General features: G+C 35.4%; 26 protein-coding genes. 7 read left to right on the top strand and 19 right to left on the bottom strand.

Annotated features, from left to right (window positions below; genetic code table 11):
• Positions 1 to 159: 159 nt before the first annotated feature.
• From ACQKIM_RS17410 to ACQKIM_RS17355, 12 genes are all read right to left on the bottom strand, one after another.
• Positions 160 to 3,357 (bottom strand): hypothetical protein, encoded by a 3,198-nt coding sequence (locus ACQKIM_RS17410; protein WP_427546158.1) that lies wholly within the window; start codon positions 3,355 to 3,357, stop codon positions 160 to 162.
• A complete protein-coding gene (locus tag ACQKIM_RS17405) occupies positions 3,357 to 4,022 on the bottom strand; it encodes a hypothetical protein (RefSeq protein ID WP_427546156.1) in 666 nt (221 codons plus the stop codon). The genes ACQKIM_RS17410 and ACQKIM_RS17405 overlap by 1 nt, the downstream gene beginning before the upstream one ends.
• Positions 3,976 to 5,385, bottom strand: coding sequence for a hypothetical protein (locus tag ACQKIM_RS17400; protein ID WP_427546154.1), 1,410 nt, complete (start codon positions 5,383 to 5,385; stop codon positions 3,976 to 3,978). The genes ACQKIM_RS17405 and ACQKIM_RS17400 overlap by 47 nt, the downstream gene beginning before the upstream one ends.
• A complete protein-coding gene (locus tag ACQKIM_RS17395; protein WP_427546152.1) occupies positions 5,367 to 6,572 on the bottom strand; it encodes a DUF2399 domain-containing protein in 1,206 nt (401 codons plus the stop codon). The genes ACQKIM_RS17400 and ACQKIM_RS17395 overlap by 19 nt, the downstream gene beginning before the upstream one ends.
• 665 nt (positions 6,573 to 7,237) lie before the next feature.
• On the bottom strand, positions 7,238 to 8,482 hold the full coding sequence (locus ACQKIM_RS17390) for a methyl-accepting chemotaxis protein (protein WP_427546150.1): 1,245 nt from the start codon (positions 8,480 to 8,482) through the stop codon (positions 7,238 to 7,240).
• Between the two features lie 144 nt (positions 8,483 to 8,626).
• Positions 8,627 to 10,048, bottom strand: a complete 1,422-nt coding sequence (gene aspA / locus ACQKIM_RS17385; protein ID WP_427546148.1) for an aspartate ammonia-lyase — start codon at positions 10,046 to 10,048, stop codon at positions 8,627 to 8,629.
• A gap of 233 nt (positions 10,049 to 10,281) precedes the next feature.
• Positions 10,282 to 10,911: an NAD(P)-dependent oxidoreductase gene (locus tag ACQKIM_RS17380; RefSeq protein WP_427546146.1), complete on the bottom strand. Its 630-nt coding sequence runs from the start codon at positions 10,909 to 10,911 to the stop codon at positions 10,282 to 10,284.
• Between the two features lie 69 nt (positions 10,912 to 10,980).
• Positions 10,981 to 11,394 carry an Rrf2 family transcriptional regulator gene (locus ACQKIM_RS17375; RefSeq protein ID WP_427546144.1) on the bottom strand — a complete coding sequence of 138 codons (414 nt, stop codon included), beginning with the start codon at positions 11,392 to 11,394 and terminating at the stop codon, positions 10,981 to 10,983.
• A gap of 403 nt (positions 11,395 to 11,797) precedes the next feature.
• On the bottom strand, positions 11,798 to 12,004 hold the full coding sequence (locus tag ACQKIM_RS17370) for a thymidylate synthase (protein WP_427546142.1): 207 nt from the start codon (positions 12,002 to 12,004) through the stop codon (positions 11,798 to 11,800).
• Between the two features lie 44 nt (positions 12,005 to 12,048).
• Entirely contained in the window at positions 12,049 to 12,243 is a 195-nt protein-coding gene (locus ACQKIM_RS17365; RefSeq protein ID WP_427546140.1) for a hypothetical protein, read from the bottom strand.
• Positions 12,244 to 12,461: 218 nt separating this feature from the next.
• Positions 12,462 to 13,439 (bottom strand): thymidylate synthase, encoded by a 978-nt coding sequence (locus ACQKIM_RS17360; protein ID WP_427546138.1) that lies wholly within the window; start codon positions 13,437 to 13,439, stop codon positions 12,462 to 12,464.
• A 90-nt stretch (positions 13,440 to 13,529) separates the two neighbouring features.
• Positions 13,530 to 14,450 (bottom strand): hypothetical protein, encoded by a 921-nt coding sequence (locus tag ACQKIM_RS17355; protein ID WP_427546136.1) that lies wholly within the window; start codon positions 14,448 to 14,450, stop codon positions 13,530 to 13,532.
• Between the two features lie 207 nt (positions 14,451 to 14,657).
• On the opposite strand from ACQKIM_RS17355, the gene ACQKIM_RS17350 reads away from it, so the two are divergent.
• From ACQKIM_RS17350 to ACQKIM_RS17340, 3 genes are all read left to right on the top strand, one after another.
• A complete protein-coding gene (locus ACQKIM_RS17350) occupies positions 14,658 to 16,850 on the top strand; it encodes an ATP-binding protein (RefSeq protein ID WP_427546134.1) in 2,193 nt (730 codons plus the stop codon).
• Positions 16,843 to 17,469 carry a response regulator gene (locus ACQKIM_RS17345; RefSeq protein ID WP_427546132.1) on the top strand — a complete coding sequence of 209 codons (627 nt, stop codon included), beginning with the start codon at positions 16,843 to 16,845 and terminating at the stop codon, positions 17,467 to 17,469. Before ACQKIM_RS17350 ends, ACQKIM_RS17345 begins: the two co-directional genes overlap by 8 nt.
• 239 nt (positions 17,470 to 17,708) lie before the next feature.
• Positions 17,709 to 17,909 (top strand): cold-shock protein, encoded by a 201-nt coding sequence (locus ACQKIM_RS17340; protein ID WP_054771532.1) that lies wholly within the window; start codon positions 17,709 to 17,711, stop codon positions 17,907 to 17,909.
• Between the two features lie 70 nt (positions 17,910 to 17,979).
• Here ACQKIM_RS17340 and ACQKIM_RS17335 read toward each other — a convergent pair whose 3' ends face one another.
• Positions 17,980 to 18,408, bottom strand: a complete 429-nt coding sequence (locus ACQKIM_RS17335) for a hypothetical protein (protein ID WP_427546130.1) — start codon at positions 18,406 to 18,408, stop codon at positions 17,980 to 17,982.
• Positions 18,409 to 18,419: 11 nt separating this feature from the next.
• Positions 18,420 to 19,589 carry a c-type cytochrome biogenesis protein CcsB gene (gene ccsB / locus ACQKIM_RS17330; RefSeq protein WP_427546129.1) on the bottom strand — a complete coding sequence of 390 codons (1,170 nt, stop codon included), beginning with the start codon at positions 19,587 to 19,589 and terminating at the stop codon, positions 18,420 to 18,422.
• 666 nt (positions 19,590 to 20,255) lie between these two features.
• Here ccsB and ACQKIM_RS17325 point away from each other — a divergent pair.
• Positions 20,256 to 20,993, top strand: a complete 738-nt coding sequence (locus ACQKIM_RS17325) for a class I SAM-dependent methyltransferase (protein ID WP_427546127.1) — start codon at positions 20,256 to 20,258, stop codon at positions 20,991 to 20,993.
• Positions 20,994 to 21,048: 55 nt separating this feature from the next.
• Here the strand turns inward: ACQKIM_RS17325 and ACQKIM_RS17320 are convergent, their stop codons facing one another.
• Genes ACQKIM_RS17320 through ACQKIM_RS17305 form a run of 4 tightly spaced genes read right to left on the bottom strand, consistent with a single transcriptional unit; the run spans position 21,049 to position 23,128 of the window.
• Positions 21,049 to 21,471: a GNAT family N-acetyltransferase gene (locus tag ACQKIM_RS17320; protein ID WP_427546125.1), complete on the bottom strand. Its 423-nt coding sequence runs from the start codon at positions 21,469 to 21,471 to the stop codon at positions 21,049 to 21,051.
• 15 nt (positions 21,472 to 21,486) lie between these two features.
• A complete protein-coding gene (locus tag ACQKIM_RS17315; protein WP_427546123.1) occupies positions 21,487 to 21,957 on the bottom strand; it encodes a GNAT family N-acetyltransferase in 471 nt (156 codons plus the stop codon).
• Positions 21,958 to 21,971: 14 nt separating this feature from the next.
• Positions 21,972 to 22,562 (bottom strand): SMI1/KNR4 family protein, encoded by a 591-nt coding sequence (locus ACQKIM_RS17310; protein WP_427546121.1) that lies wholly within the window; start codon positions 22,560 to 22,562, stop codon positions 21,972 to 21,974.
• Positions 22,563 to 22,594: 32 nt separating this feature from the next.
• Positions 22,595 to 23,128 (bottom strand): GNAT family N-acetyltransferase, encoded by a 534-nt coding sequence (locus ACQKIM_RS17305; protein ID WP_427546119.1) that lies wholly within the window; start codon positions 23,126 to 23,128, stop codon positions 22,595 to 22,597.
• A 366-nt stretch (positions 23,129 to 23,494) separates the two neighbouring features.
• On the opposite strand from ACQKIM_RS17305, the gene ACQKIM_RS17300 reads away from it, so the two are divergent.
• Positions 23,495 to 24,043: a GNAT family N-acetyltransferase gene (locus ACQKIM_RS17300; RefSeq protein ID WP_427546117.1), complete on the top strand. Its 549-nt coding sequence runs from the start codon at positions 23,495 to 23,497 to the stop codon at positions 24,041 to 24,043.
• A 426-nt stretch (positions 24,044 to 24,469) separates the two neighbouring features.
• Here ACQKIM_RS17300 and ACQKIM_RS17295 read toward each other — a convergent pair whose 3' ends face one another.
• Entirely contained in the window at positions 24,470 to 24,622 is a 153-nt protein-coding gene (locus ACQKIM_RS17295; protein WP_427546115.1) for a hypothetical protein, read from the bottom strand.
• Positions 24,623 to 25,450: 828 nt separating this feature from the next.
• On the opposite strand from ACQKIM_RS17295, the gene ACQKIM_RS17290 reads away from it, so the two are divergent.
• Both ACQKIM_RS17290 and ACQKIM_RS17285 read left to right on the top strand, forming a co-directional pair.
• On the top strand, positions 25,451 to 25,621 hold the full coding sequence (locus tag ACQKIM_RS17290; protein WP_427546113.1) for a Spo0E family sporulation regulatory protein-aspartic acid phosphatase: 171 nt from the start codon (positions 25,451 to 25,453) through the stop codon (positions 25,619 to 25,621).
• A 141-nt stretch (positions 25,622 to 25,762) separates the two neighbouring features.
• Entirely contained in the window at positions 25,763 to 26,227 is a 465-nt protein-coding gene (locus tag ACQKIM_RS17285) for a hypothetical protein (protein ID WP_427546111.1), read from the top strand.
• Positions 26,228 to 26,489: the final 262 nt, after the last annotated feature.

Below are 26,489 nucleotides of genomic sequence, written 5' to 3'. Positions count from 1 at the left end.
TTTTCAAGAGAATATTTAATCATATCATTAAATCATATTAAGGTATTACCCGAAAATTATGCAAAGTTCATCACCGTTCTTCATTGAGGCAATATCAGCCTTTTTTCACAAGTTTCTTTAATAAGCTCAAATTCCCTTTCTATGCCCAATTTTCCTTCTCTATTTCACCTTCTGAAACCCAACAATCCTGCTTTGCGGAATAGAGGAATTATGCTCAATAACAAATACCTTAGAAAAATGATCATAGTAGGATTTGTCATGTGCTTTTGGAGATAGAATGATTAGCTTTCGATTTAGCTCTTTGGCGTATAAATGAAATACTTTGTCCTTTCGTTCATCATCTAATGCGCTGTCAAATTCATCAAGTACTATATAGCTAGGTGCAATTGATAAATTTTGTAATAATGCAAGGGCAAAAAGCAGCGAACTTAAAGATTCTTCTCCACCAGAAACACCTTTACCCACTTTGCCATTGCGTGCTTTTAAGCTCACATCCTCCATCGTGCCCTGATGACCGATTTTTCGCGCTTTAACATAAAGTAAATATTTTATGCGTCCTGATTTCTCTTCAATTCTCTCCTTGTCAATAAGTCCCTCAAAATGAAAGATGTCCATATATTTTTGGAACAGCAAATTGATTTTTGTTAAATACATATTAATCGTGGTTTCTAGCTTATCCTCTAGCTCTGTCGCACGAATCGCGTTTGTTTCAAGAAGTATTTCTGCACTTGCTAGATCTGCATTTTTACGCTCATAATCTTCTTTCATTTTTTCATAATTTGTTTCAGCATATATATTCACTTTTTCCGAACGTGCTGCTTCGAACGCTGCTACAGCTTTCTCATTATCACTAATTAATTTTGTTTTAGACCAATTCATTGAAATCGTTTCATCCACTACACACGATTCGCCTGGTAAAATATGCTCTAATTCGTTTATTTTAATCATCAAACTTGTTTTATCAGCATCTAATTGCTCCATCTTTTCGTTTGTTTCTTTCATTTTCAATTGATAAGCGGTTAAATCACCACGAATTAATTCAGCTTCCATTCTCTTACTTTGTAAGTTTAAGTTTTGCTGACGTATAATACTGTTTTTCTCTTCAAATTCTGTTGTTAACTGACTGAGCTCTACTTTAAGCTTGCGTATCGATTGCTGCAATTCTCGCAAAGCTGTAGCTAATTGCTGCAACTCAATTTGTTGTTCTGCTACTGCTCCTAACTCTTCATAGACGAGACAGGCCTTCTCCAATTCATTGAGTTCATATAAATTCCCTGCGATATTCTTTCTTATATTCTCTAGATGCGCTTCAACGCTATTTTGCTCGTCATCAATATCCAATAATTGCTTTACAAAATCGTTTATTTGACTTTTAAAAGCATGTAGCTCATTCTCTTTTAGCAATATACTTTCTGCTTGCCTAATTATTCGCAAATAGCCATGTAATTGATTGATTTGCTCTATTGTATCATCGTATTGCCTATTTACTTGTATTTGTCGTTGTTGTAGTGCTTCTAGCCTACCCAGTTGCTCCTGCAATGTTTGCTGAATCGCTACATCACTTAAAATAAATTGCAATGGTTCTTGTGCTCCTCTACGACCGCGCTTATCAACAAGTACCCCTGACTCAATTTGTGGCATTGAAGTGAAAAATTGCTCAATCCACCATAATGCTTTATTGGCATAGTTTTGTAGAGACTCTGCTAGTTCATTACGCATCTGCAAGCCTAAATGAGGGATATTGACAACGATACGATTTGGAATGAGCTGCTTTAACGATACATAATATACATCATTCAATGGTTGATAGCTTGAAGCATTGTAAAATATAGCATATTTAATAGTTTCTATTTTTTCTTCTAGCTTTAAAGGCACACCAGGCATCAATTCAATTAAATCGCGTAATGTATACGCTTCAATGCCCAGCTTCTGTAAATGATTTAAGCCTTGTTGCTGGCGTTCAGACCTTACTCGATTTTGCTGAAGCTGTTGGATTGTTTTTTGAAGTGTATTTATTTCTGACGTTAACAATTGGTTTTGTTCTAATAACTGATGCTGCTTTTTGTTTGCTGCATCTAATTGACCTGTAATATAGTTGCTGTTCTTATATAAATGCACCGCTTTACGTGCGTCTACAATATCCTGCTGTAAATTCTCAAAATGCACAGTTACGCGTGCTTTTTCATCTCTCACTCTTTTGTCGTTTTCTTTTAATTGCTGTTCCTGCGTCTTTAGCTTATTTCGCTCTTCTTCTAATTGGTAGAGCAATTGTTTTGTTGCGTCACGCATTTCAAATGTTGTTTTTTCATCAAAACGTAATTGCTTTGCCTTATCAGAAACCGTCTCTAATTGATTCCCTAGCTGATGATAGTCATTTTGTAAGCTTTTTTCCTGCTCCTGTAATTCTTTGAATTGATTTTTCTTCCATGTAAGCAACTCTTCTATTTTTACTACTTCTTCTCGCAGCTGCTCTAAATTTTTTTGCACCATATGTTGTTCTTGAATGCTCGTTTGCTGCTCTATCAGCATATTTTCATGCTCTTCCTGCAATTGCTGACGGTTGGCCTGTGAAACCTCCCATTCATTTATATATTTTTGTAGTAGTACACTCGTATAAGAATAATGCTGACGACCATAATCAATAAGTCGTTTTTTATTGTTTAAAAAAGCAGTAAGCTCATTTTCTGCTATCGTTAAATTATATTTAGCTGTTTTCACAATAGACATCAAATGCTGAATTTCCCGCTCCACTTCCTTCACATTTTCTAAAGCTACCTCCCAATCTTTTTGCATCTCTGCAATATTAAACATATTGCTAAATTGTCGAAATCGTTCCTCTGGGTTCATCGCAGCAAATTGATTGACTTCTTGTTGATACCAAATGAGATGATATAAATCTGGGTCAATTTTATATTTAATTTGTAAATCTTCCTTATAAGCACTAAAATTGCGCCCTACAGTTTGTCCAGAAGTATAGGTGATACAGTTGGTTAACGTATCCTCAGTTTCTCCTGTTACTATTCGGTATTCTTTTTGTAAAGCACCATTTTTGACAGCTTGATGCACAATGAGTTCAAACGCAATAAACGGAGGTGCATCGATGCGTGTCGCTCCTTCATTTTTAAACAGTAAAGACAATTTTGCGTTCCATGCTTCATTCGTCTGTAAATTACTTGAACGCAAACCCTCTACATCTACTTTTGCAGAATACAAGATAGCACCGATACAAAATGTTAATGTCGATTTTCCAACACCATTCGGTCCTGTTATTAATATGTGTTCATCGCTTTCACCAAGCACAATCCGTGTCGGCGAGTAATCACGTACACCTTGTATTTTTAACACGTAAGGAATCATTAATCCTCCTCCTCAACATGTAAATTATAGCGATTAAAAAATTTCATCACTTCTTCTTTATTTAGCTTTGTCTCCTGCGCAAATTCCACTGTGCGACGTAAAAATGATTCAGAAAATAGATGTACACCAATTGTTGTTAACTGGTATGCCTCTTCTGAAGATGCTTCATAATCTTCGACAGCGCCTACCTTTTTCAATTGATCAATATTGCTCTTCATTTTTCGATTTGCATTTAATGATTCATGCCCAAAATCGACTAAAATTTGATGCAATAATGTAAATGCATGCCCTAACACTTCTTGCTGGTAAAACATATACAGTAAAATCGCCAATGCCTCGCTACTCAATGTAGATTTTGCGTTATTCGCTGTGATGCGCATCATAACAACAATGCGATCACGACGCTCATCATAAACAATTTTGAAATAGCGATTTAAAGCCCCATTTATCCGGTCTATAAAGGATTGAAAAGCACTGTCATCATTTTTAATGCCTAATAATTTTTCTAACTCTTTTCGACGTAATCCATAATTCGCTCCTTTAATGGAGGCAGATGAGGAAAATAGCAGTTGCATAAAGGTCAATTCTTCCTCTGTCGTTAAATAACCCTTAAGATGATCAATCATCGCTAGAGAGTTTATGTACGGTATATCGTTTGTCGTCATCGTCAACCCATTCCCATTCTTTCTCAAAATTTTTCGTTTCAGTTTTAGGTGTTCTGTCTATTTTTTTACTACTCGTCAATGCAGAAACGGCGAGCATTGATAAGATTGCATCATGCCATTTATTCGAGCTAGATTGTACAATCAATTCCTCGATTTCACTCTCTCCATGTTTGTCTAAATAATTATCAATTTGCGTCGTATCAATTTGCGCCTTCGTCATTTGCCATGCTGCTATCTCAAACATTTCCTCAATCGAGTTGCCTACCACTTCAACGTCACTATAGGCTGGATCGTCTAGCTCGACAATATCGCCCTCACGCTTTGGCTCGTAATTTTCTAAATAATGCACAGCATCTTGAATATCCTGCCCCCCAATTGGCGCAGCAAATTTTATCGGCATCCATAAGCCATCGAATGTTTCCCCCTCATACTGATTTTGCTCCATAAAGCTAAATATATCATGTGCTGTCGGAATATTAGCATGTAGCGGTGGATTATACATTGACAAAATAAAATTTCGTACCTTTTCAGGGGAAATAGCCTCTTCCGTTGGCGTTAATTGCATATTAACGAAACGCACATATTTTGTTAGTATACTTAAACTTAATGTTGTGCCCTTTGTAATAGCTGCCGTCCCACGATGCATCAAATTACTCATCACTAGGCTTTCCTCTACAGTTTGGAATTGTGCTAAGCGCTCCGTCATTTTCTCTTCTAGTTCCAGCATCAATTGATTTATTTTTTCTAACTGCGGTAATGCATTTCGGTCAGCCAAAAATTCAAGCTGCCTTTTTTCTAATTGCTCGATTGCTTGATCTACATTATAGATCATCGACGCAATCTTATTGCCACCTGAAATTCCTTTATCATCATACGCTGCACTAATCTCTGCATCTCGCCTCGCTTGGAATAATGAACGTCCAATATCATCTTGTAAATAATAAGCAAGTGCATCGTTACCCATACGAATTAAGCCATCCATCATACGCTTGCCGCGGTCCATTAACTTAATTTGTCGTGTCTGCCTTACAACCCAATTATTGCGCTCTAAAATATGCAGCACACGCTGAATGTATTGAATTGTTGGTGGCTCCAAATCATCTCCATATGTATGGCGATACCGGTAATAAAGGGTATCTTCATTGTCGATAGAGTCACCAATGCCTAATGATGCCTCGTTCAATAATTGTATAATATTTAAAAAGCGAATAATTTCCATTGGTGAATCATACATCTTTTCTGTGCTTAAATCCTTCAACACTGATGACAGTGACGCTAAATCTCGCATTGATTTCATAAATTCAGCGGAAAAATAATCACTATGGAATATCGAAATTGATGCATTTATATCCACATTTTCCATTCTTTCACTCCCCCCAATTGCTGCTCCTGCTCATGTAGGTTTTCATGCTGAAGCCATTGCTCATAAGACACAATATCCGTAAATATTTGCGAATTTCGTCCAATAATTTTATATGAACAAGTAAGAAGATTAATTGCATTTTTGGCAATCGTTAACCCAGCCCCATCATAATCCGTCCAAATCAATACTTGCTGAATCGAACTATTAAGAAGCTGTTTGATAAACTGCTTATGAGCAGAACGAATTTGCCCATCCAAGCAAAGCACAAATGATTGACTCTCTCGTAAAAATGCACTTTCTGTCGCCATTCGTGTTAAAATAGCTCGATTTTCTACAAGCCATAGCGTTGTGCTAGCAGTTGTATATGTTGTCTGTAATATTGCATTATCTGTCGTTGCATGCACTGCTCCCAGTTGATAGGTAGCAATTTCTGATTGTGCATGCCCAGCAAAATAAATCGGCACAATTTTTCCAGAACTAACAAGTCCATATGACGGTGCATCAATACCCAATTGTGCAAGGTGCGCCAAAAACTCCTCTCGTTCCTGGTCAAACATTTTTGAACCACCGATTCGATCCTCATATGTCGCACCAATCTCTTTAAAATCAAATAAGTCCTTTTGCTGTGTAAGTTGATAAAATGCGATACAAAACTGCATAAACTTAAATTGTTTTACACGACTCCACTGGCTAGGCAGTAATTCGATTGATAGTGCAGATCGAAACTGTTTAGTCATTTGCAAAACTTCTGCTTGTCTCCATAACTGCTCTAGTTGTAACTCATATTGCTGCTGTTCTTTATTTTTACATTGTTCAAGTGCGTAGATATAGTTTGGTCCCATTCGATAAACATCATCTTTGACGCTTATGCCGTCTACATGGTAACAAATTTCACGAATAACCCATCCCGCCTGAAGCCAATTATGAATCGTTTCAAATGGTTCATCCAGCTGACGTTTAGCTTTCGGAGAAAATTTGTATTTCATAAGCTCTTGTGGTATGTCTATTTCATAAGATGGCTGCTTTGTCACTTTTATTTGAGAAACTTTTTTGTAAATACGTGCAGATTGTTTCACAACAGTTAATGTTTGAATGCTCCCTTGGTCTTCAACCTTATCAATTTTCTCACCTGCCTTCAAAACTACTTGGTGAATAAAATCAATCACTTTTTTTTCTTCGTATTGCATCAAATATCCTCCTTTTAAAGCTTCCATGATACAATATATTGTTTTATTATACTATTTTGCTGAAATTATTTCTTTGGGAGATTCTGCATTGGGAGTTATTTTATCAAGAGTTGCTTTCTATATTTAACTAGTAATCTAAAACAGACCTTGTCAAGTTGCTAGACTCTCCATTTAAAGTAGAGAATCCCTGTGAACCTTGGTTACCTTCAAATTGATATTTATGAAATAGTCCTGATAAAACGTAACGAATTTCAGATTTTGCCGAAACATAGATCCTTACTGAGATTATAAAAAATTCATGTACTTGAATCTCTTTGTTAATTCTCATTTTTATTTTCTGTGATTTGAACAAATCAACAGCACAATTCTTTACACTCTTCACAAAGGATCTTTCCATTTTTCACCCCTATTTCTTTTGCACAACAAAAAAGCCTCTCATAAATGGAGGGCACTTTAAAACTAAAAAAGTCGATTTGCATCACATTTTTTGTGACAAATCGACTTTTTTAGTGTTCTCGCATAAATACGGGCTTTTCATAATCATAAATGTGTTAAAGGTAATGGACCATTCTATTTATCATTATAAAAACGCTATAAACTTCATTCGTTATTCTTTATAGCAGAATCTCAAAATTCACATTTCCTTAGTTTCTTATATTATGTGATTAAGCTTGAAATCGCTGTGTAAGCTTCTGTAAATTTTCTGCTTGCACACATAAATCTTGTGATACTGTATTGACTGCTTGCATGGAGGCGCTTTGCTCATCCACCGATTGTAGAACAACTTCTGTATATTGTGATAACTTATCCATTCCAGTTGCAATTGTCATAACAGATTTTGTCACCTCAACAGCACTGCCTGAAAGCTCCTCAGCCGTAGCAGAAATATCCTCCAGCTGACTCGTCATTTTACTTACATGCTGAGAAATCGTACCAAATGACTTTGTTGCTTCATCAATGACATAGACACCCTGCTGAACATTTTTTAAATCCTCTTCAACTGATGACGCAACCTGTGCTGTATCATTTTCAATTCCAACAACTAGTTCAACAATTTGATGCGCTGAATGTTTGGATTGCTCTGCTAATTTACGAACTTCCTCTGCTACCACTGCAAAGCCCTGACCATGTTCTCCAGCCCGTGCTGCTTCAATCGCTGCATTTAATGCTAGTAAATTCGTTTGATCTGTAATAGTTGTAATCATATCAATCATAGATTTGATATCCATCATTTTATTTGTTAACTGTTGCATTAACTGACTTGTTTTTTCAGTTGAATTCGAGATAAATTGCATCTGATTTTTAGCCACATGTAAAATTTCTGCACCGTTCCCTGCAACATCATTTGCTTCCTTCGCATGATCGAAAACATCTTGCGTTGCTACAGTAATTCGTTCGATGCCATCAGCTGTTTCTTGCATAGCCACCGCACTTTCACTGGCTGATTGAGCCGCATGTTTAAGACCATCTGATGTTTTTTCCATTTGAGAATCGACTTCATCAACAGCCATCGTAATTTCATTTGTACTGGCAGATAGCTCCTCTATACTTGCAGATAAGTCTGAAGAGCTATTGGCAATTTTTTGAGTGATAATTTGTAATTGTTCTTTCATCTCTATGAATGCTTTTGTTAACGCTGAAATTTCATCATTGGAATTCACTTCAATAGGAGCAGTATGCAAATTTCCCTCAGCAATTGCCTGAGCAGATGCTGCTAATTGGTTGATGGGCTTAATAATTTTATACTGTACATAGACAATATAGGAAAGTGTCATTGCAATTCCTAGTATTGTTAATAATGTGGATAACCAATCCAATGATGTAAGATTTGCTAGGTCTATGACTAATATAATAATCATTAGAACATTTAAAGCAGAAAAACCAATTATACTTCTTTTTCGTAAACTCATACTAATTTCCCCCAACTATAATAATATTCCAATGTAGTTATTATAGTTGAATTTTCCTTCGATTCACAGAAAAAAGCCCCACTATTGTAAGATTTAAGTCATATTAAAAGCACTTTACGCTTGGCAAAGTGCTTTCATAATCTATTATTTCAATTTCATAATACTTGACCCTGCAATACCAGGATGTGTCATTTCATATGGATCTAAAATTAAGTCCAATTGTTCAGTTGTTAGTACCCCTGCTTCTAAACATAGTTCACGAATTGAACGACCTGAAAGGATTGCTTCACGTGCAAGACGAGCAGCCACTTCATAACCGATATGTGGATTTACAGCTGTTAGGACACCAACACTTTTCTCCACATATTCTTTCATACGTTCTTCATTTGCTTCAATATCTTTTAAGCAGTTTTCAGTAAATGCACGGAATACATTATTCATAATGCTGATGGATTGAATTAAGTTAAATACTAATACAGGCTCCATCACGTTTAATTCTAATTGCCCTGCTTCAGATGCAAGAGAAATTGTATGATCATTACCGATTACTTGGAAGGCAACTTGATTTAAAACTTCTGGCATCACTGGATTTACCTTACCTGGCATAATCGAAGATCCTGGTTGGCGAGCAGGTAGGATAATTTCTCCTAAGCCAGCACGTGGACCAGAAGCCATTAAGCGAAGATCATTCGCGATTTTAGATATGTTGATCATACAGATTTTTAATGCGCCAGATACTTCAGTATAAGCATCCGTATTTTGTGTAGCGTCTACTAAATGTGTTGCACCTTTTAACGGTAATCCTGAAATTTCAGCAAGATGCTCATCAACAGACTTAATGTAATCAGGGAATGCATTTAAACCTGTACCAACTGCTGTTGCACCCATATTCACATCATATAGATTAGGGCGAGTTTGACGGATGCGCACAATATCACGGTTGATAACGCGGCAATAAGCTTCAAATTCTTGTCCTAATCGAATTGGCACTGCGTCTTGTAAATGTGTACGTCCCATCTTAATCACATGTGCAAATTGCTCTGCTTTTTGGTGGAATACCGCTTGCATATTATCCATTGTTAGCAGTAATTCATCTATTAAATTTAAAACAGCGATATGAATAGCTGTTGGGAAAGCATCATTAGTTGATTGAGACATATTCACATGGCTATTCGGACTGATTGATTGATAGTCCCCTTTTTCTTTCCCTAAAATTTCTAGGGCACGGTTTGCAATTACTTCATTGGCATTCATGTTGATCGATGTACCCGCACCGCCCTGGATTGGGTCTACAATAAATTCTGCATCCCAGTTTCCATCAATCACTTCTTGTGCTGCTTCGACAATTGCCTCACCAATTTCTTTTGATAGTAGGTGTACTTCCATATTGCCCAATGCCGCAGCTTTTTTAACAATTCCCATTGCTTTAATTAAAGCAGAGTGAATTGTGTAGCCTGTAATAGGAAAATTTTCAGTCGCACGTAGCGTTTGAATCCCATAATAAGCATTTGCTGGTAATACGCGTTCACCTAAAAAATCTTTTTCTATACGTTGTGTTGACATCATTGTCGTCTCCTTTTATGCAATACTCACACTTGATAGTAGCTAATTAATGGCGGATTGTAAACAGTCATTTTTCAGTAAAATAAAAAAATCCTTTAAAAAAGTAAATTATTCGCTAAAAACCGAGCGCATTCTGTACGCTCGGTCCATTATTCCATATTAAAATGTGAGTGTAATAATAAAAGAAGCAAGTGATCAACTGCCCAACCTTACCGATAAATCCAAGCTTTCTTTTATTATTTATCTGAAGCGACAGTAAAACGACTATTTTTATGTGTTGGATTTTCAATTTCATCTACTACAGCTATCGCATAGTCCGCATAGCTCACATAGCTTTCACCAGCAGAGTTCACCAATAAGTGATCAGCACCCGCTTTGTAGCTTCCTGTTCTTGGACCTTCTGGATCAAAGAATGCAGATGGACTTAAAAAAGTCCAAGTAATTGATGATTGTTGTAAATCATATAGATTTTCACCTTGGTTTTTAGCTGTTGCATAAAACATTTCAGGAAAGTCTTGTGTATCCATTACGCGCACCGTTTTTTCTGGGTCTACATACAAGCTGCCTGCTCCACCGACAACAAATAATGTTGTATCTATGCCAGTCAGAATATCAATTAAATGACGACCTGCTTTTACATGTAATTCTTCCTGACCAAATGGAGCGCCAAACGCATTAATAACAACATCAAAGCCTTTTACATCCTCTTGCGTTAAGGCAAATACATCTTTCTCCATAATAGAAATATTATTTACCACTTTCGATGCAGAGCGTACGATGGCTGTTACATCATGACCACGTTGCAATGCTTCCTCTACTATTCTTTGTCCTGCTTTCCCTGTTGCTCCAATTACACCAATCTTCATTATGTGTTCCTCCTAGTTTATAGTTGTAACCAATTAAGTTACAGGTAGGGTACAAAAGATCGACTTCGTTTATAGACGAAGTTGATCTAGCACATCCTGTAAAGTTTGTGCTTGTAACTGTTCTTCCATTGCATGCCAAATAGATGTATAAACACCCTCCAATGTATGTTGGATTTTTCGACCCACCAAACAGGCTGGATTTGGCTCATCATGAATCGCAAAAAGCTGCTCTGGTCCATCAATTGCCTGGTAGATAGCTAATAATGTTAAATCTTTTGGCTCTACTAATAGCTCATAACCAGCGATGCCTGTTTGTGATGACAGCAATCCTGCTTTTTTGAGAGTACCTATCATGCGTCTTACCACAACTGGGTTTGTATTGACACTCCCTGCCATAAAATCAGATGTTAACTGACTTTTATCAGATGTAGTTGCAATGAGCGAAAGTATATGGATCGCTACCGAAAATCGACTGTTCACCATATGTATCACCACCTGTTGTAACTATTATAGTTACAGGTGTAGATAAAAGCAAGTAAACTGCTTTATATACACCTGCCTTTATTTTTTCCATTTGAATGCTTATTATTCTTTTCACTCGTGTAAACACGAAATCAATTTCGCCTTGGCGTAATTGCGTCCGGATTTTGAATTGTGCCCACACAATTCATCCCTTTGAAAATCCGTGACATCCGCCGGAGGCATTATCTTCATTCAGTAGGTGTTAGGACACCCACTGAAAAGAAACCAATACCTTATTCATCTCACCACCTGCAGAGGTGGGAGTCTACTGCTGAATGAAGATAAAATTTAACCTAAAAATAGAGTAAGACATTTACCGCATGTAAAGGTTCAAGTGAATTGGGCTACAAATTGAAATTCAACTTTAAATTTTCTTTACGTAAATAACTAGCTCTTGCCGGATTTCTCCATTGTCCTCATAAAAATCTAAGTTATGAAAATCATACTTAAAGTGACCTAATGGGAATGTTACACTCTCCCCTTGTGCTGCTGCTAATATGCCAGCCACATCCTGTGACACAATATGTAAAAGCTCTGTACCTGTAAACGTTTCTACAAATATCACGTTCATCTAAAACACCTCCTAGGCAATTATAACTTAGAAGGCGCTTACATTTATAATATATCCTCATGTCTTCTAAGACGAATTTCATCAATCACCCGCATCATTTTTTTAATTTGCTCCTGTGTTAATTTTGTAGAGATATAGGATTGCTCATGTTGTCGAATAGCATTTATTTCTGGTTGAGGCGAATGGATAGGCAACTTCTTTCTACATGGTTTTTCTCCTCTTCCATCTATTTGAAACATCATTAATCTCCTCACACTATTCACCTCTACATTTTTATTTGAGTCCTAAAGAGTACTCAACATTCCTAACTATTATTAGTATATATCCTATAATTGCCATATTCAATATAATGGAAAATTCTCTTCCAAAACTTTTGTCAACTTTTTCTACTAATGGCATTACTATTTTCCGGAAATTTCAGTTAAAAAAACAGCAACCAAATCGGCTGCTGCTACAGTTAAACGGCGATGGGTGCTTTAATTGCTGGATGTGGATCATAGCCCTCAATTGTTAAATCTTCAAGCTCCATATCAAAAATTGACGTTTTATTCGGATTAATTTTCAAGGTTGGTAGGTCCTTTGGTTCACGAGAAAGCTGTTCTTTTACCTGCTCCACGTGATTTATATATATATGAGCATCCCCAATGCTATGAATAAACTCGCCAACTTCTAATCCACACTCATGAGCAATTAAATGTGTCAATAATGCGTAGGAAGCAATATTAAATGGACAGCCTAATAGCGTATCCAGACTTCTTTGCATCAATTGACAGCTCAGCTTACCATCTGCAACATAAAATTGGAACATCACATGACATGGAGGTAATGCCGCTTTACTGCCTTTTGCTCCAGCGTCAATCACATCTTCTGGATTCCATGCATTGACAATGATTCGTCTTGAATCAGGATTATGTTTAATTTGATGGATTACATCCTGCAATTGATCAAGGCTCTCCCCTGTCGATGTTGTCCAATTGCGCCATTGCTTGCCATAAACATTCCCTAGTTCTCCATATTTACGTGCAAATTCATTGTCTGATAATACACGCTCGCAAAATGATGCTAGCTCTTTTTGATAAATCGCGTTAAACGATTCATCTATTAAACAACGTCTACCAAAATCGGTCATATCAGGACCTAAATAGTCGTCAGATTCAATCCACTTTTTAAAGGCCCATTCGTCCCAAATATGATTATTATTCTGTAACAAATATCGAATATTAGTATCACCTTTAATAAACCAAAGGAGTTCACTGGCTACAAGTTTAAACGGGATACGTTTTGTCGTTAAAATCGGGAAGCCTTTACTAAGGTCAAATCGCATTTGATAGCCAAATACACTATATGTTCCTGTACCTGTACGATCTTCCTTTTTAATGCCATTCTCTAATATATGTTGTAATAAATGTAAGTACGCAGTTTCTGGATGCGTCATCGTTTCTCAACAGCTCCTTCATGTTTGCTGTTGACCATTATAACATCTAATGAGCAAAAGGAAAAAACACCTTCAAAATAAATCGTACTATCACATACCTGAATCAAAGGAATTATTGTTTAATTCTTTAGAAATTTCACTCTCTGTCGTGACGAAAAACGTAGGTAGCAAAATAATATTCAATAAAACTGGTCCAACAATAAATAATAAATCAATGCCTGGATTAAAATAAAGACCAAATGCAGTCAACAGCCCAGACATAATTAGAAAAACAATTTGTGCAGTGATTACCATTAACGGAACTATTTGATACAGATAGTTTAACTTTCGGAACTGATGCATATTTTCTGGATCATTAACGATTCTCTTTTTCAAGCGTCTTGACATTACTATACAAGTCATTAATTGCACTAAAGTAAAGCTAAAATAGATAACACTATTCAGCACCAATTGACCTTTCATGACGGTGCCATCAAAATGACCTACCCGCTGCTGTAAAAGCTCGTAGACAGCTCCCTCATAGACATATTCCTGGTCGCTTAAAAGCGTGAGAGGTGCTACGAAGCCGAATGCTGCCCATTCATTTGCATTGACTTTCCAATTCGTTAATTTACTAGCTAAAATACGTAATTGAATAGCTTCATCTTCACCAAACATTCCTACTAGGATGCTATATGGAATCGATACTTTCATTTGTCCGCTTTGCTTTTCTTGAAATAAATCCTTAATGAAGAAAGTATACGCAACATCTGATTGGATCGCTTCATAACGAGCATCCTCTACCTTCCAATGACTTGCTAACGAGGATTCAATTTTATTCCTCATCTCAACATAAGGCTTATCTTTATGTAAACGTTTAGGAATTTTATAGACAAAATGATTATCACTCCCGATAATACAAATATCAACTTCAACCTTATCTTTTTCAAAGGCATTAGCAATTGCTGTCATTGGATACAACATTATGGCGACTAGGAAAAACAGGATTAGTGACAATCCGCACTTTTTCACGCAATGCTCCCCCTTTCCGTCATATATGCTAGATTTACACTATCATAGCTTTTACCGAAAAGACTATTTCGTTATTCCGAAAAAGCAATAGTGGTTTTCCGAAAGACCTGATTTCGGTATTCCATAATTGCCATTAATTATGGATAATGTATAGCATACTATTTAATGAAACGGGGTTTATTCGATGAAAATAAATGAGAGAAAAAGATGAATAAATGGATATATAGTATTTTCATCGCATATTTAGTACTAGGAATTTATGTACTCGCAGTAACAATAAAGGTTCCTTTTATCGGCATTTTGGTGGACGCATCTAGCGGGCAATTAGTTATAGAAAATCTCTATTATCCTGATTGGGCACAGCAGCAAAATCTTGAAACAGGTGATATTTTACTGACAATCGATGGAGAACCTGCACAAGATAATAGGTCCATTCAATTACACTCAGTCGCAAAAAGTGGCAGAGAGTTAACGATTATCAAGCCTAGTGGCGTTGTTCATTCCATAACAGTCCAGCATCAGGATATACCTGAGGAATTATTTTTGCAAATTATTTTTCCAATATTTTATTTCGTGTTATCTTTTGGGATTGCACTATATTTGTGGAGAAAAAATAAAGACAATCAACAAACAAGGCTACTAATACTATTTCTATTAACCTGCTCTCTAGCCTATATTAGTTCAGGCGCTTCCTCTAGAGAGAATCTTCTCGGTATGTTAGTTATAGGAATAGGCATCATTTTATGCTTGGTGCTTTTTATTCACTTTTTGCAACTATATTTCCGCTACTTACATATAGAATGGCGATATCTTAATACGAAATGGCTTTATGTTATTCCATTTGCAGTTCTATGTAGTTATGTCATTGTATTCTTTGATCAAGGTTTGAGAGGATTAACTGCCTCTTTTATTTTAGGCTTATTTACAGTACTTGTCCTTTATGCTATCTATATATTACTTACAAGTTATTTACGCACAAAATTGGCAAAAATCCGTCTAATTGCTATGGCCTTCATCACACCGTTTTTACCATTTTTACTTTTTTTTGTTATACCTGAAATTTTAGATCACAAACCCATTTTACATGCGGAGTTAGCCGCTCTGTTTTTATTATTTATTCCATTTTCCTTTATCTTCATTCAAGTGAATGAGCGGCTATTCGATATTGAATACCAATTATCTCGATTTCGTTATTATTCTACCCTTGCTTTTTTTAGTGCTGTAATACTGACTTCAAGTATATTTTTCGTATTTTTAAGGGAAATTTCGCTTTTTAAAATGACGAGTATCTTTATTCTTATTTTTATCGTTATCATAGCGAGTTTCTATATAAAAGAGCAGCTTGATTTTAAGTATCGAAAAATTATTTTTTCATCCACTGGCAATTATGTACATAATTTATATGCAGCGGTTAACAGAATGGGAAAAGCAATAAATCAACAAGAATTATTACAACTATTCAAATATGAAATTACCGAAAAACTCGGCACCACAGCCTTTACGATTACAACTGTAACAGAAATTGTACCATTCGTTCGCGGTGAGATTATTGAAAAAATGGGCACGATTCAACTGCTGCTACACGATACAGGTGAAGAAAAAGTTGTTTTAAAGATAAGACACTCCCTACAGAAAGAAGAACTTCTTTGGTTAGAGTTATTATCACTTTATGTCTCTATGTTTATAGATAATTTAAAGCTCATCGAAGATTTAGTGCAAGAAATCCAACATATGAAGGATTCCAATGATACGCAGCTACCTTGGCTTGATAAATTATTGTGGAATATTATCGAAAAAGAAAAAAGTATTTTAGCGCAAGAATTACATGACACCATTTTACAGGAACAGCTTCATTTAGCGAGAGAGCTAGACGTGCTTGCTGGATCACCGATTATAAAAAAAGAAAAGGTATTAGATATTCGAGAGCAATTGCTGAATGCCACAAAAGATTTACGAGAATATTGCGAAAATCTAAGCCCTCCTTTACTTGACACATTTGGATTACAAATGGCTTTAAAAAAATTAATACAAAAGGTCAAAATACGGGCAGATTTTCTGTTAAATGCTCATATAGAACGTGTCCAATTTCAGGATGTCACCTTACATTTAGTCGTTTATCGCCTAGTACAAGAATTGTTAAATAATGCAATAAAGCATGCTGAGGCAACTGAAGTATCATTAAAGTTACAAGCTATTCCACATGGTTTTATCCTACAATACGATGATAATGGCATTGGCTGTAATATTGAAGATTTAATGCAATCCTCAGCTTCAATGGGTATAAACGGAATTCGTGAGCGTGTACGCGCATTTAATGGTGAGATCAACATAGCATCCAGCCATAATGAAGGAATGCATATATTTATACAAATACAAGAGGACGGAGATTCGTATGATTAATATTCTTATTGTAGATGACCATCCTGTAGTTTTAGATGGTACCAAAACGCTATTACAGGATTTAACAGATGTTAATATCGAAACAGAGCAGAATTGTGAGGCAGTATTATCTAGAATGGATGCTCAAGCTTTCCAATTATTTTTAATCGATATAAATATGAAACCAACTAATGGCATTCAACTTTCTGAGATGATTAAGAAAAAACACCCTGAAGGCATTATCTTACTGTATACAGGATACGAGCTATCCGATTATTACGAATTACTAGTGGAAAAAAAAATTGACGGACTACTCTCAAAGCTAGCCACCAAAGAACAAGTGATTCAAACCATTCTAGCTGCATTAAGAGGTGAAATCCTACTGTCAGCAGATTTTTTAGATTTCGTTCAGCAGCGCACAAATATGCCAAATAGGCAGCAGGAAGTTTTACTCAGTGACAAAGAACAAGAAATTTTACAGCTGGTTGCACAAGGCTGTACGAATAAAGCCATTGCATCTGCCATTGGCGTAACACAGAGAACTGTAGAAAACTATTTATCTAAGTTATTTGTTAAGCTCAATGTAGAATCGAGAGCTGAGGCAGTAATTGTAGCGAAAGAGAAAGCATGGATTGATTAAACGAGAATCAACTTCGTAAAATTTTAAATAGAACAAAAAGTAAATTTTCCCTTTCTAAAAACGGAATATACTGGATAAATGTATAAAACTGTTATATAATTAAAAATAATAATTACATTACTTCTTTTATGTCATTAAAATCACGTATTCAAAAGGTAATACGAGCTTTTGAATATGTGATTCTTTGCAAGTGATAGAAGGAATATGATTGTTGAATTTTTTTGGGAGGGTGTTCACTCATGACACAAGGTACAGTAAAATGGTTTAACGCAGAAAAAGGTTTTGGCTTTATCGCAGTTGAAGGTGGAAATGATGTATTTGTACATTTTTCTGCTATTCAATCAGATGGCTTTAAAACTTTAGAAGAAGGCCAAAAAGTGGAATTCGGCGTAGAAGAAGGTAACCGTGGACCACAAGCAACTAATGTTGTAAAGATTTAATGTTAGCCTTAGCATTTATAGTGCAAAATTCAAGAGACATCCTTTATTTGGATGTCTCTTTTTCTAGTTATTACTCCTGTGCATGATCAACGTTTAAAAAACGACACAGAAAATTCAAAATAGCAATATAGAACGGAAATAAAAAGATCATTGCAAAAAGGGTTAATCCTTGCACAGGTGCTGGTGAATCACCTTGATTGGTGATTGGAAAAATACTTGCAAATAGAAAAGTAAAGATGATTGTATAAGGCAGCCAAAGTATGGTTGTTACATAAACTAATCGGCGACGGGCAATCCATTTAGCTGTTAATTTATACATAACAATACTCGCTACTATCCAACTGATTGAGTGCACCAGTAATAAAAAAATATCAATCTGCTGCCCCTCCCAGCCAGTAAGTCTTAGCATTCGATAATAATTCAAATTTAATTCCATCGAAATAAAGAACATCTGTCCATATAGTATACTCACTAGATTCAGCTTAAGAAAATAACTCATTTCTTAGCTCCTTATGCATACGAATGTAAACCAGCAATCACTAAATTTACAAATACTTGATTAAAGATGATAATGCCAAAGCCAATAATCGCTAACCAAGCTGTTTTTTCACCCTCCCACCCCTTTGATAGTCGAAAATGAAGGAAAGCTGCATAAAATAAAAATGTTATGAGTGCCCATACTTCTTTAGGGTCCCAGCCCCAATATCTACTCCAAGCAATTTGTGCCCAAATCATGGCAAATAATAGTCCTCCTAGAGCAAACAACGGAAAACCTATGACCACAGCCCGATATGTAATTTCATCCATTAAAGCCGGTTGTACTCGATTTGTTAATGGCTTTAATAAAACAATTAATGGTCTTCTTGTAATCAGCATCAGTACCGCATATAATATCGTTCCAATTAGAAATGCCCACACAATTGAGTTTAATTTCTTTGCATCTACCTTGTTAGTAATCTGTAAAACACCTATTTGTTCTCCATCAGTGGTTTGAGCAGCATCATTGACAATAAGAGGCTTCATTGTATAAACTTCTGTTTCTTCTTTTCCTTGCGAATTTTCAAAATGTACCTTCACATCATCTGTTGTGAGATTAAAGTACGTAGACACACCAATAAAGCCAATTACGACAATTAGACAATACATGACAAATTCCAAAGCAAAGGTACTGATTGATTTCTTTGTAACGTCTAATGTTCTTAATAAATAGATAATGCCTGTTGCAAACGAAATCGATAAGATAGCACTTGAAAAAGCCACGGTCATTACATGGATTGTTAGCCAATGACTTTGTAGAGATGGTACTAGTGGTGAAACCTCCTTTGTAAAAACGCTTCCATACCCAAGAATAATTAAGGATACAGGAATAGTAAACAAGCCCACTACGATTTGTTTATAGAGGAAATGAATAATTAAATAGCTTCCTGTAAGCATAATTCCAAAAAATGTCATAAACTCATACATATTACTTACCGGTGCATGATCAACAGCTATCCACCTTAAAATGAAATATACTAATTGTAAAGTAAAGGCACTGTAGGTTAGTAATATCCCTACTATGCCAAACAATTTTCTTTTCGCTTTTACAGCCAGCCCAATCGGTAAAATGGCGACTAGCAATAAAATAAAAGCGATGAACAATGAATTACTACTTAGATTTAACAATGCTTCTGTACTCACTTTAAAAATCCCCCAACGTCTTTTTTTAGGAAACGGTAATATTGCTTCCACTAAAAAGAACGTCGAACATAAAAAGAAGTGCCAACATATGCCATTAAATATTTTAATTTTTGCAATTTGTTACAAACTTATGGCGTAAAAGGTCAAAGTTTAGAGAAATAGCAATAAGTGGCTTTATGTAAAGCAACAAAATGATTCTATACATAAAGTGTAGGGCAACAACTATAGAATTGTGCCATTATATCCATTTAATGATGGTGAGTAACATACTTTTACTTTACTTTTGAAGGAAGAAAATATTTAAAGTTCTACACTATTGCTGATTGGAGTGCAAGGCTACTCGACTCCCGTGGGATAGCGAGACAGACGAGACCCTGCACGGAGCGTCAGCGCAGGAAGCGGCTCGTCGCTCGCCCACTGGAAAGCGAGTAGCCTGGAACGGAAATCACCTTCATTTGACTTAGTAGTGTTCACAAAGAGTCCCTTGACCATTTAGTTTTTCAACACTATGTAAATAGATGGTCATTTAAAATATTAAAGTTGACATGCCTCTATCTACATCCTACTAAAAATAGAATAAAAAGTCTATTTCTATTTTCATAGCTGTGAGACAATGATTATGCGCAAATGCTACATAACGTTATGTAAAACAAGTGGAGGTTTTACATGAAACAAAATATTTATGACAATCCTGAATTTTTCTGTCAGTATCAAGCTTTACGTCAAAGATCTTATAATTATAATAATTTGCTGGAGCAGCCCGCGATAAAATCCTTACTGCCAAATTTACAGAATTTACAGATGCTTGATATCGGCTGTGGAATGGGCGAATTTGCGTATTATTGTATAGAAAACGATGCAAAACATGTTACTGCCATCGATGTCTCCAGAAATATGCTGGCGATTGTACGTCGTGAATATGCACATCCAAATATCGATTATTGTTTGCATGCAATAGAGAATTATCATATAGCTCCAGAAAGCTTTGATTGTATTACAAGCTCCCTCTCCTTGCATTACATTGAAAATTTTGATGCTGTGATCAGTAAAATTGCAAGCATACTTCGTTCAAATGGCATCTTTATATTTTCCATAGAACATCCAATTGCAACAGCTAGGAAAACATTCGAGGATAATTGGATGTATGATGATAACGGTCATAGAAATCATTATGCAATTGACAATTACCAGGATGAGGGCTTACGTGAACAGACATGGTTTGTGGATGGTGTAGTTAAATATCATCGATGTATCTCTACGATTATCAATTCATTAATTGCACATGGCCTCACTATCGAAAAAATGGTAGAACCGCTTCCTAATTTGGAGGCAATAGAGAAACTTCCCTCTCTAGAAAAAGAAATTCGTCGTCCTTCCTTTTTAGTAATTAGAGCGAAAAAATAATCAAAAAAACCTTGAGGTCTCGAAGTAATTATTCATCTTCGAGACCTCTCATACTTTATTTACTTAGTTTCACATAAATAATTTCTGGATCATCCTCGTCCAAATTCTCAATAAACCCACTTTTTATAAATCCTGTCTTGTCAAATACTTGATGCATAGCCGTATTTGATTGATTAGTAGAGGAAAAAATCTTTGGCGTGATAGCTAATTCTACATAAGTCTCTATTAAAGAGGCAGCAACTCCCCTTCTCCGTTCAGATGGCTTTACTATCACTAAGTCGATAAAGCCATGTTCAAAAAAATTATTTGTAAATATCAGAAAGCCCGCAATCCCTTGTTCATTTTGTTGGATGATACAGCGTTTTTCTTGAATGGCTATACTTATTTGTTTGCTTCTTGAAAAATCACCTAGTACTTCTTTATCTATCGCACATATTTCATCCAACTGCTCTATCCCTGCGTTCATTACCAATGTCATCAGAATCTCCTAACACTACTTGATATAATAACTCATTACAATAAGCTCATCATTAAATCCGGTTACTTGCCTTCCCTCATCAACAAAGCCACATTTAGTATAAAGTGCCTGTGCGGATTTGTTTGGGACATTAACTCCTAACACGAGCTCATTAATATGAGGAAAATGCGTCTGAACAAATTCTGGTAAGAGCTGTAATGCTGCTTTTGCATAGCCTTTCCCTTGCTCATGATAATCAGTAGAAAAGGAGCGAATTAACAAGGCAGCTTCATTTGTTGAATATGGTATTACCCCATCTTTTTCATGTAATACAAAGAAAGAAACTAGCTTATCTTCTGCAAGCACCAATATGGCATGACGATTTCTGTCCAATTTCGCCAGTTCAATACTTTCTTTTGGAGACTTTGTAAAACTTAACTGCTCTGTTGTTATTGCATATCTCTCTATTAACGGGTCATCACACGTTTCATAAAATTTTAATCTCATAAATGCCCTCCCTCCTATTCCTCCTCATAGATTGCTGTAAATTCATACTCTCCATCTATTAGCTGTTGTAAATAGTCATCAAAGGATGGTGCAATAACCTCATAGCTATCTGGGTCATGAACATATCGAACGACCTGCCCTATCTGTCCACCATCATTGGGATGAAAATCTATATATAGGCTAGATGTACCGCCATTGTTCATACAATCCGCAAAGCATAAATGCTTATTTAATGGTATATGCATCTGAATTCTACCATCCACTTCAACATGCTCTAAAAAATCTCGATAACGTTCATAAATACTTTCACTATTCACTACTTGGGCATCTTTTATCATTTGCTCAATAGACTTTAAATAATATGGATAATCACCTAGATCTGAGCCTAATACTAGTACACTAATCGTTGTTTCTCCATGCTTACAATAATAGGTTCCATTAATATCTTGCAGTAGTTTAATCAAAGATTTTGGACATTCTGGAAATATATCTAATAATGTTTGAATTTGAGAATCAGTTGCTCCTTTTGCTTGTTGCAGCTGGATTTGCTCCTCTTCAGGTAAGTTTGCCATCAAGCCATTAAAATAAGTTGTAAATAAACACATTGAATTCTCCTCTTTCTAATTGTTATTGTAAGTTAATCCATTAATTTACGCATAATAAAATCGGTATGTACGTCATTTCCAAATTGAAAATCATGGGTACTAAATCGAGAAAACCCTGTATTTTCATAAAATTGGATAGCTGATAAATTTTTCTCCCAAACCCCTAGCCAGACAACCTTCTTATCTAGCTGCTGTGCAAGTTCTAACGCTGTATTTAATAGTACTTTTCCAAGTCCACGTCCTTGAAAGGATTGTCCTACATAGATACGTTCTATTTCAAGTGCCTGATCCCCAAGTGAATCTGATTGAGCATCGTCCACATTTATTTTTATATAGCCCGCCAATTCATCATTGAAATAGATAAAGTAAAATCTAGAGGATACATTGAAAAGCTCACTTTTTAGCTGATTTTTATTAAATGCTCGCTCTAAATGAGTGTTAATCGTTTCCAGACTAATCATATGTCTAAATTGCTTATCATAATAGGTATCCATATAAGTGTCTTTACTGATTTTTTGAAGATCATCTAAGTCTTCTAGTGTACATTGTTTTAGCTGAATACTCATTGTAATACTCCTCTTTTTTCGTTATGTTTCATAACTCCATTGAGCTAATCATTATAATTTGGAATTTTCTTTTAAACCATTGTAAAATACTCTATCAGCAAACACTATCAGAAATTTGAACTATTGATATGTGGGCTGTTTGATAAAATACAAGATTAAATGTTCAGAAGAAACGAAACTAATTGAAGTCCTTCTTATTTTAAATATTTATTTCTACTAATCCTTAAAAATGCTACTATAAAAGTATTCAATTAAAAGGAGTTGTGCCAATGAGTGCGGCAAGTGCAGTAGACGTTTTGGTTATTCAACAGATCAAACAAGGGATGTCATATTAGCTGCAGCCCTTGAATAAGGGAGAACACACAAATGGATCATTACATGAAAAACTTTCTTACAGGTCAAACAATTACTTTACAGCAAATGACCTCGTCTGACTTAGAGACGTTTGTCAAGATTGAAAGTGAAAAGAAGTCGTTATTATTAGCTAATGACGAAATCCCCTTTCCAAAAACCTTCGAGGATCACTCATCATTCTTCCAAAGTATTAGTGCAAAGAAGGAAGATTTTTTCTTCGGTATATTTGAAAAATCTACAAATGAACTTATTGGTACATGTGCTGTATTTTCAATTAATTGGCAAAATAGTACTTGCTTTGTAGGCATTTCGATTGGTGAGCAATGGCAAGGCAAAGGACTTGGAACAGATGCTATGAAAACCCTTATCGATTTTATTTTTAATTACATTGCTATCAATAAAATTAAACTGCAGGTTTTCAGCTTTAATACAGCAGCTATTCGATCCTATGAAAAATGCGGCTTTTCAAAAGAAGGTATTTTAAGAAATGAGATTTTCCGATTCGGTAAGTTTTATGATCTATTATTATTTGGTCTATTACGAGAAGAATGGACACATTAAGATAAATAATAAACGCCCACATCTGATAGAGTGGGCGTTTCATAGTGTTGAAAAATTAAATAGTCAAGGGATTTTTTGTGAATATTTAGTTAAAATGAAGGTGATTTCCGTTCCAGGCTACTCGCTTTGCTGCTGACGCTTCGCTTTCGCGCAGAGCAAGGCTTCCTGTGGGCGAGCGGGAGTCGAGTAGCCTTGCACTCCAATCAGCAATAGTGTAGAACTTTAAATATTTTCTTCCCTCAAAAGAAAAGTAAAGTAAAAGCATGTTACTCACCATCATTAAATGGATAGAATATTGGTACAATTCTACAGCTATTAACCTACATTTTATGCGTAAAACTACTTTTTCACTTTACATAAAGTACTCCTCTGTTTTCGCATAGAAAAATGTTATCAAAGCTCCATTTTTGCACAATATAATGATGGCTAAGACTTCAAATTTATCACTATATATTTGTGTGAATTGCCAGAAAAAATACTATGAGCAAAGGTTGATTGGAGTGTAGACTGAGTGACTCCTCGGGGATTCAGCGTCACAGATGAGACCCTGGAGCGAGCAACGCGAGTGAAGCGGCTCATCGGACGCCCCCAGGAAAGCACTCAGTCGGAACGGAGATCAACCCCTCGTTTTGAAAAAGGGCTATACTTTTTAATTTGTCACCTTGATTTCTTTGACATAATAGTATTTCAACAACATGAAACGCCCACATCTGATAGAGTGGGCGTTTACATATTTTGATTCAAAAAAGTATAGCTTGAGAGCGCATTCTTTCCTTTAAGATCTTTCCGATTAATCATGCATAATGTAATTATGACCTAATCCAATTTATTGATCTTCCTTGAAGACACCTTTTAATAGCCTCTATTAATTCGTTCACCTTAGCTTTTTTACTTTCAACATCAATGTCTTCATTATTTTACTTTATTTTTTAAAAATCCCTAACATTTTTTCAAATAATTGAAAATATCCTCAGCAAAAAACAACAAAGAGGTTTATTTGATAAATTACGACAAGATACGAAATTTGAGAAAAGTGAAAGAAAAGTGCAAATATTGCAGCTAGTAAACTCACTAGTAAAAAAGATGCAAATTCAGTTAATCGAGATCTAAATATTTTCTAAAAAGCCATATGAACCAAACCTTGACCTCTTTGGATTCAGGGTCTTAAATTTTAAACATATTACAATTAAAGTAAATTAAAATAGGCGAAAAGATTTAATTCAAAATTTTAGTTTTTTATCCCTCACTGAGAATTAAGGTGATCTTCTATGACTAAATTACGAATTTAGCATACTAAACACAATATGACATGTTTTTTATTTTATGTGGTATACAATGAGAAAGTTGAATCGAGGTCATATGGATTTTATGACAAGAAAATGGAGAAAAAATTAGGAGGAAAGTATCTTGGTACAATTATCGCTTAAACAATTCTTGAAGGTGAAAATCGAAATGAAGAGAAGAACTATGTATAGAAAGGCAAAGGATCTAGGTTTCACCCATCCTATTGTGGTAGATTGTAGTCAAGAATTGGATGTATTATTAAATAGATATTCAAAACAGGCGCAAGTTTCCTAACCAGCATTATAATAAATACCCAAGCTATTAACCTGTATTAGGTTCCCTTTATAAATTTCAATCCAAATCCTGATGTTATTGTCATGATACGTATACATAACAAGTAATTGGGAAATATAATTTATAAAAGGAGGACAAATGATGCAGGTATTATTCATGTCATTGATGTTTGTTTCAAGCTTTTTACTACAGCAGCCTCAACATCTAGTAGAAAACTCTGCACCCACACTCTGTACACCTATTGCAGCTACTTCCTATAAGTATCCAAATAATCAATATCAGTCATTTCAAAATGAGGACGAGTTTTATCAAAAAATTAATCCAGCACTATATGAGGAATATTCTGATGCTAGCTTGAACATTCGTCAAAAAATAGCCTTTAAAGACATTCCAAAGGTTGAAGAAACATTTCATGTAAAAACTAATTTTATAGGTGAACAAATAGACCTCACTCAACATATTTTTATTCATCCCAATCGACAAGTATATTTTTTAGCATCCTTTAAACAAACTGAACAGGAGACCTATCATAAATATTTTGTCATCGACGCTGAGACACAATCCATTTTATTAGGAAACAGCCATTACAATCATATTGCTCCATAATTTCAATTACTCGTCATTTATTTCATTGTATGCTTGAAAGTTATGAAATAGTAGCAAATATGATGAAATAATGGAATTTTTTAAGTAAATCCCAAAAATATTTTTAACAAAAAATTCAAATTCTATCGCTTAATAATTACCCTAAGACACATACCCTTGGTCATAAGGTAAGCCCGAAATACAAAAATAAGCGCACCTTATCGGTACGCATGACGAATGGCCAGCTATCTGAGTTTTTTTCAGATAGCTGGCTATTTTGAAC

The sequence above is a fragment of the Lysinibacillus sp. NPDC047702 genome, assembly GCF_050272555.1.
Classification (GTDB): Bacteria; Bacillota; Bacilli; order Bacillales_A; family Planococcaceae; genus Lysinibacillus.
Note: the sequence above shows the minus strand (reverse complement) of the source record. Positions and strands in the feature narration are given on the sequence as shown.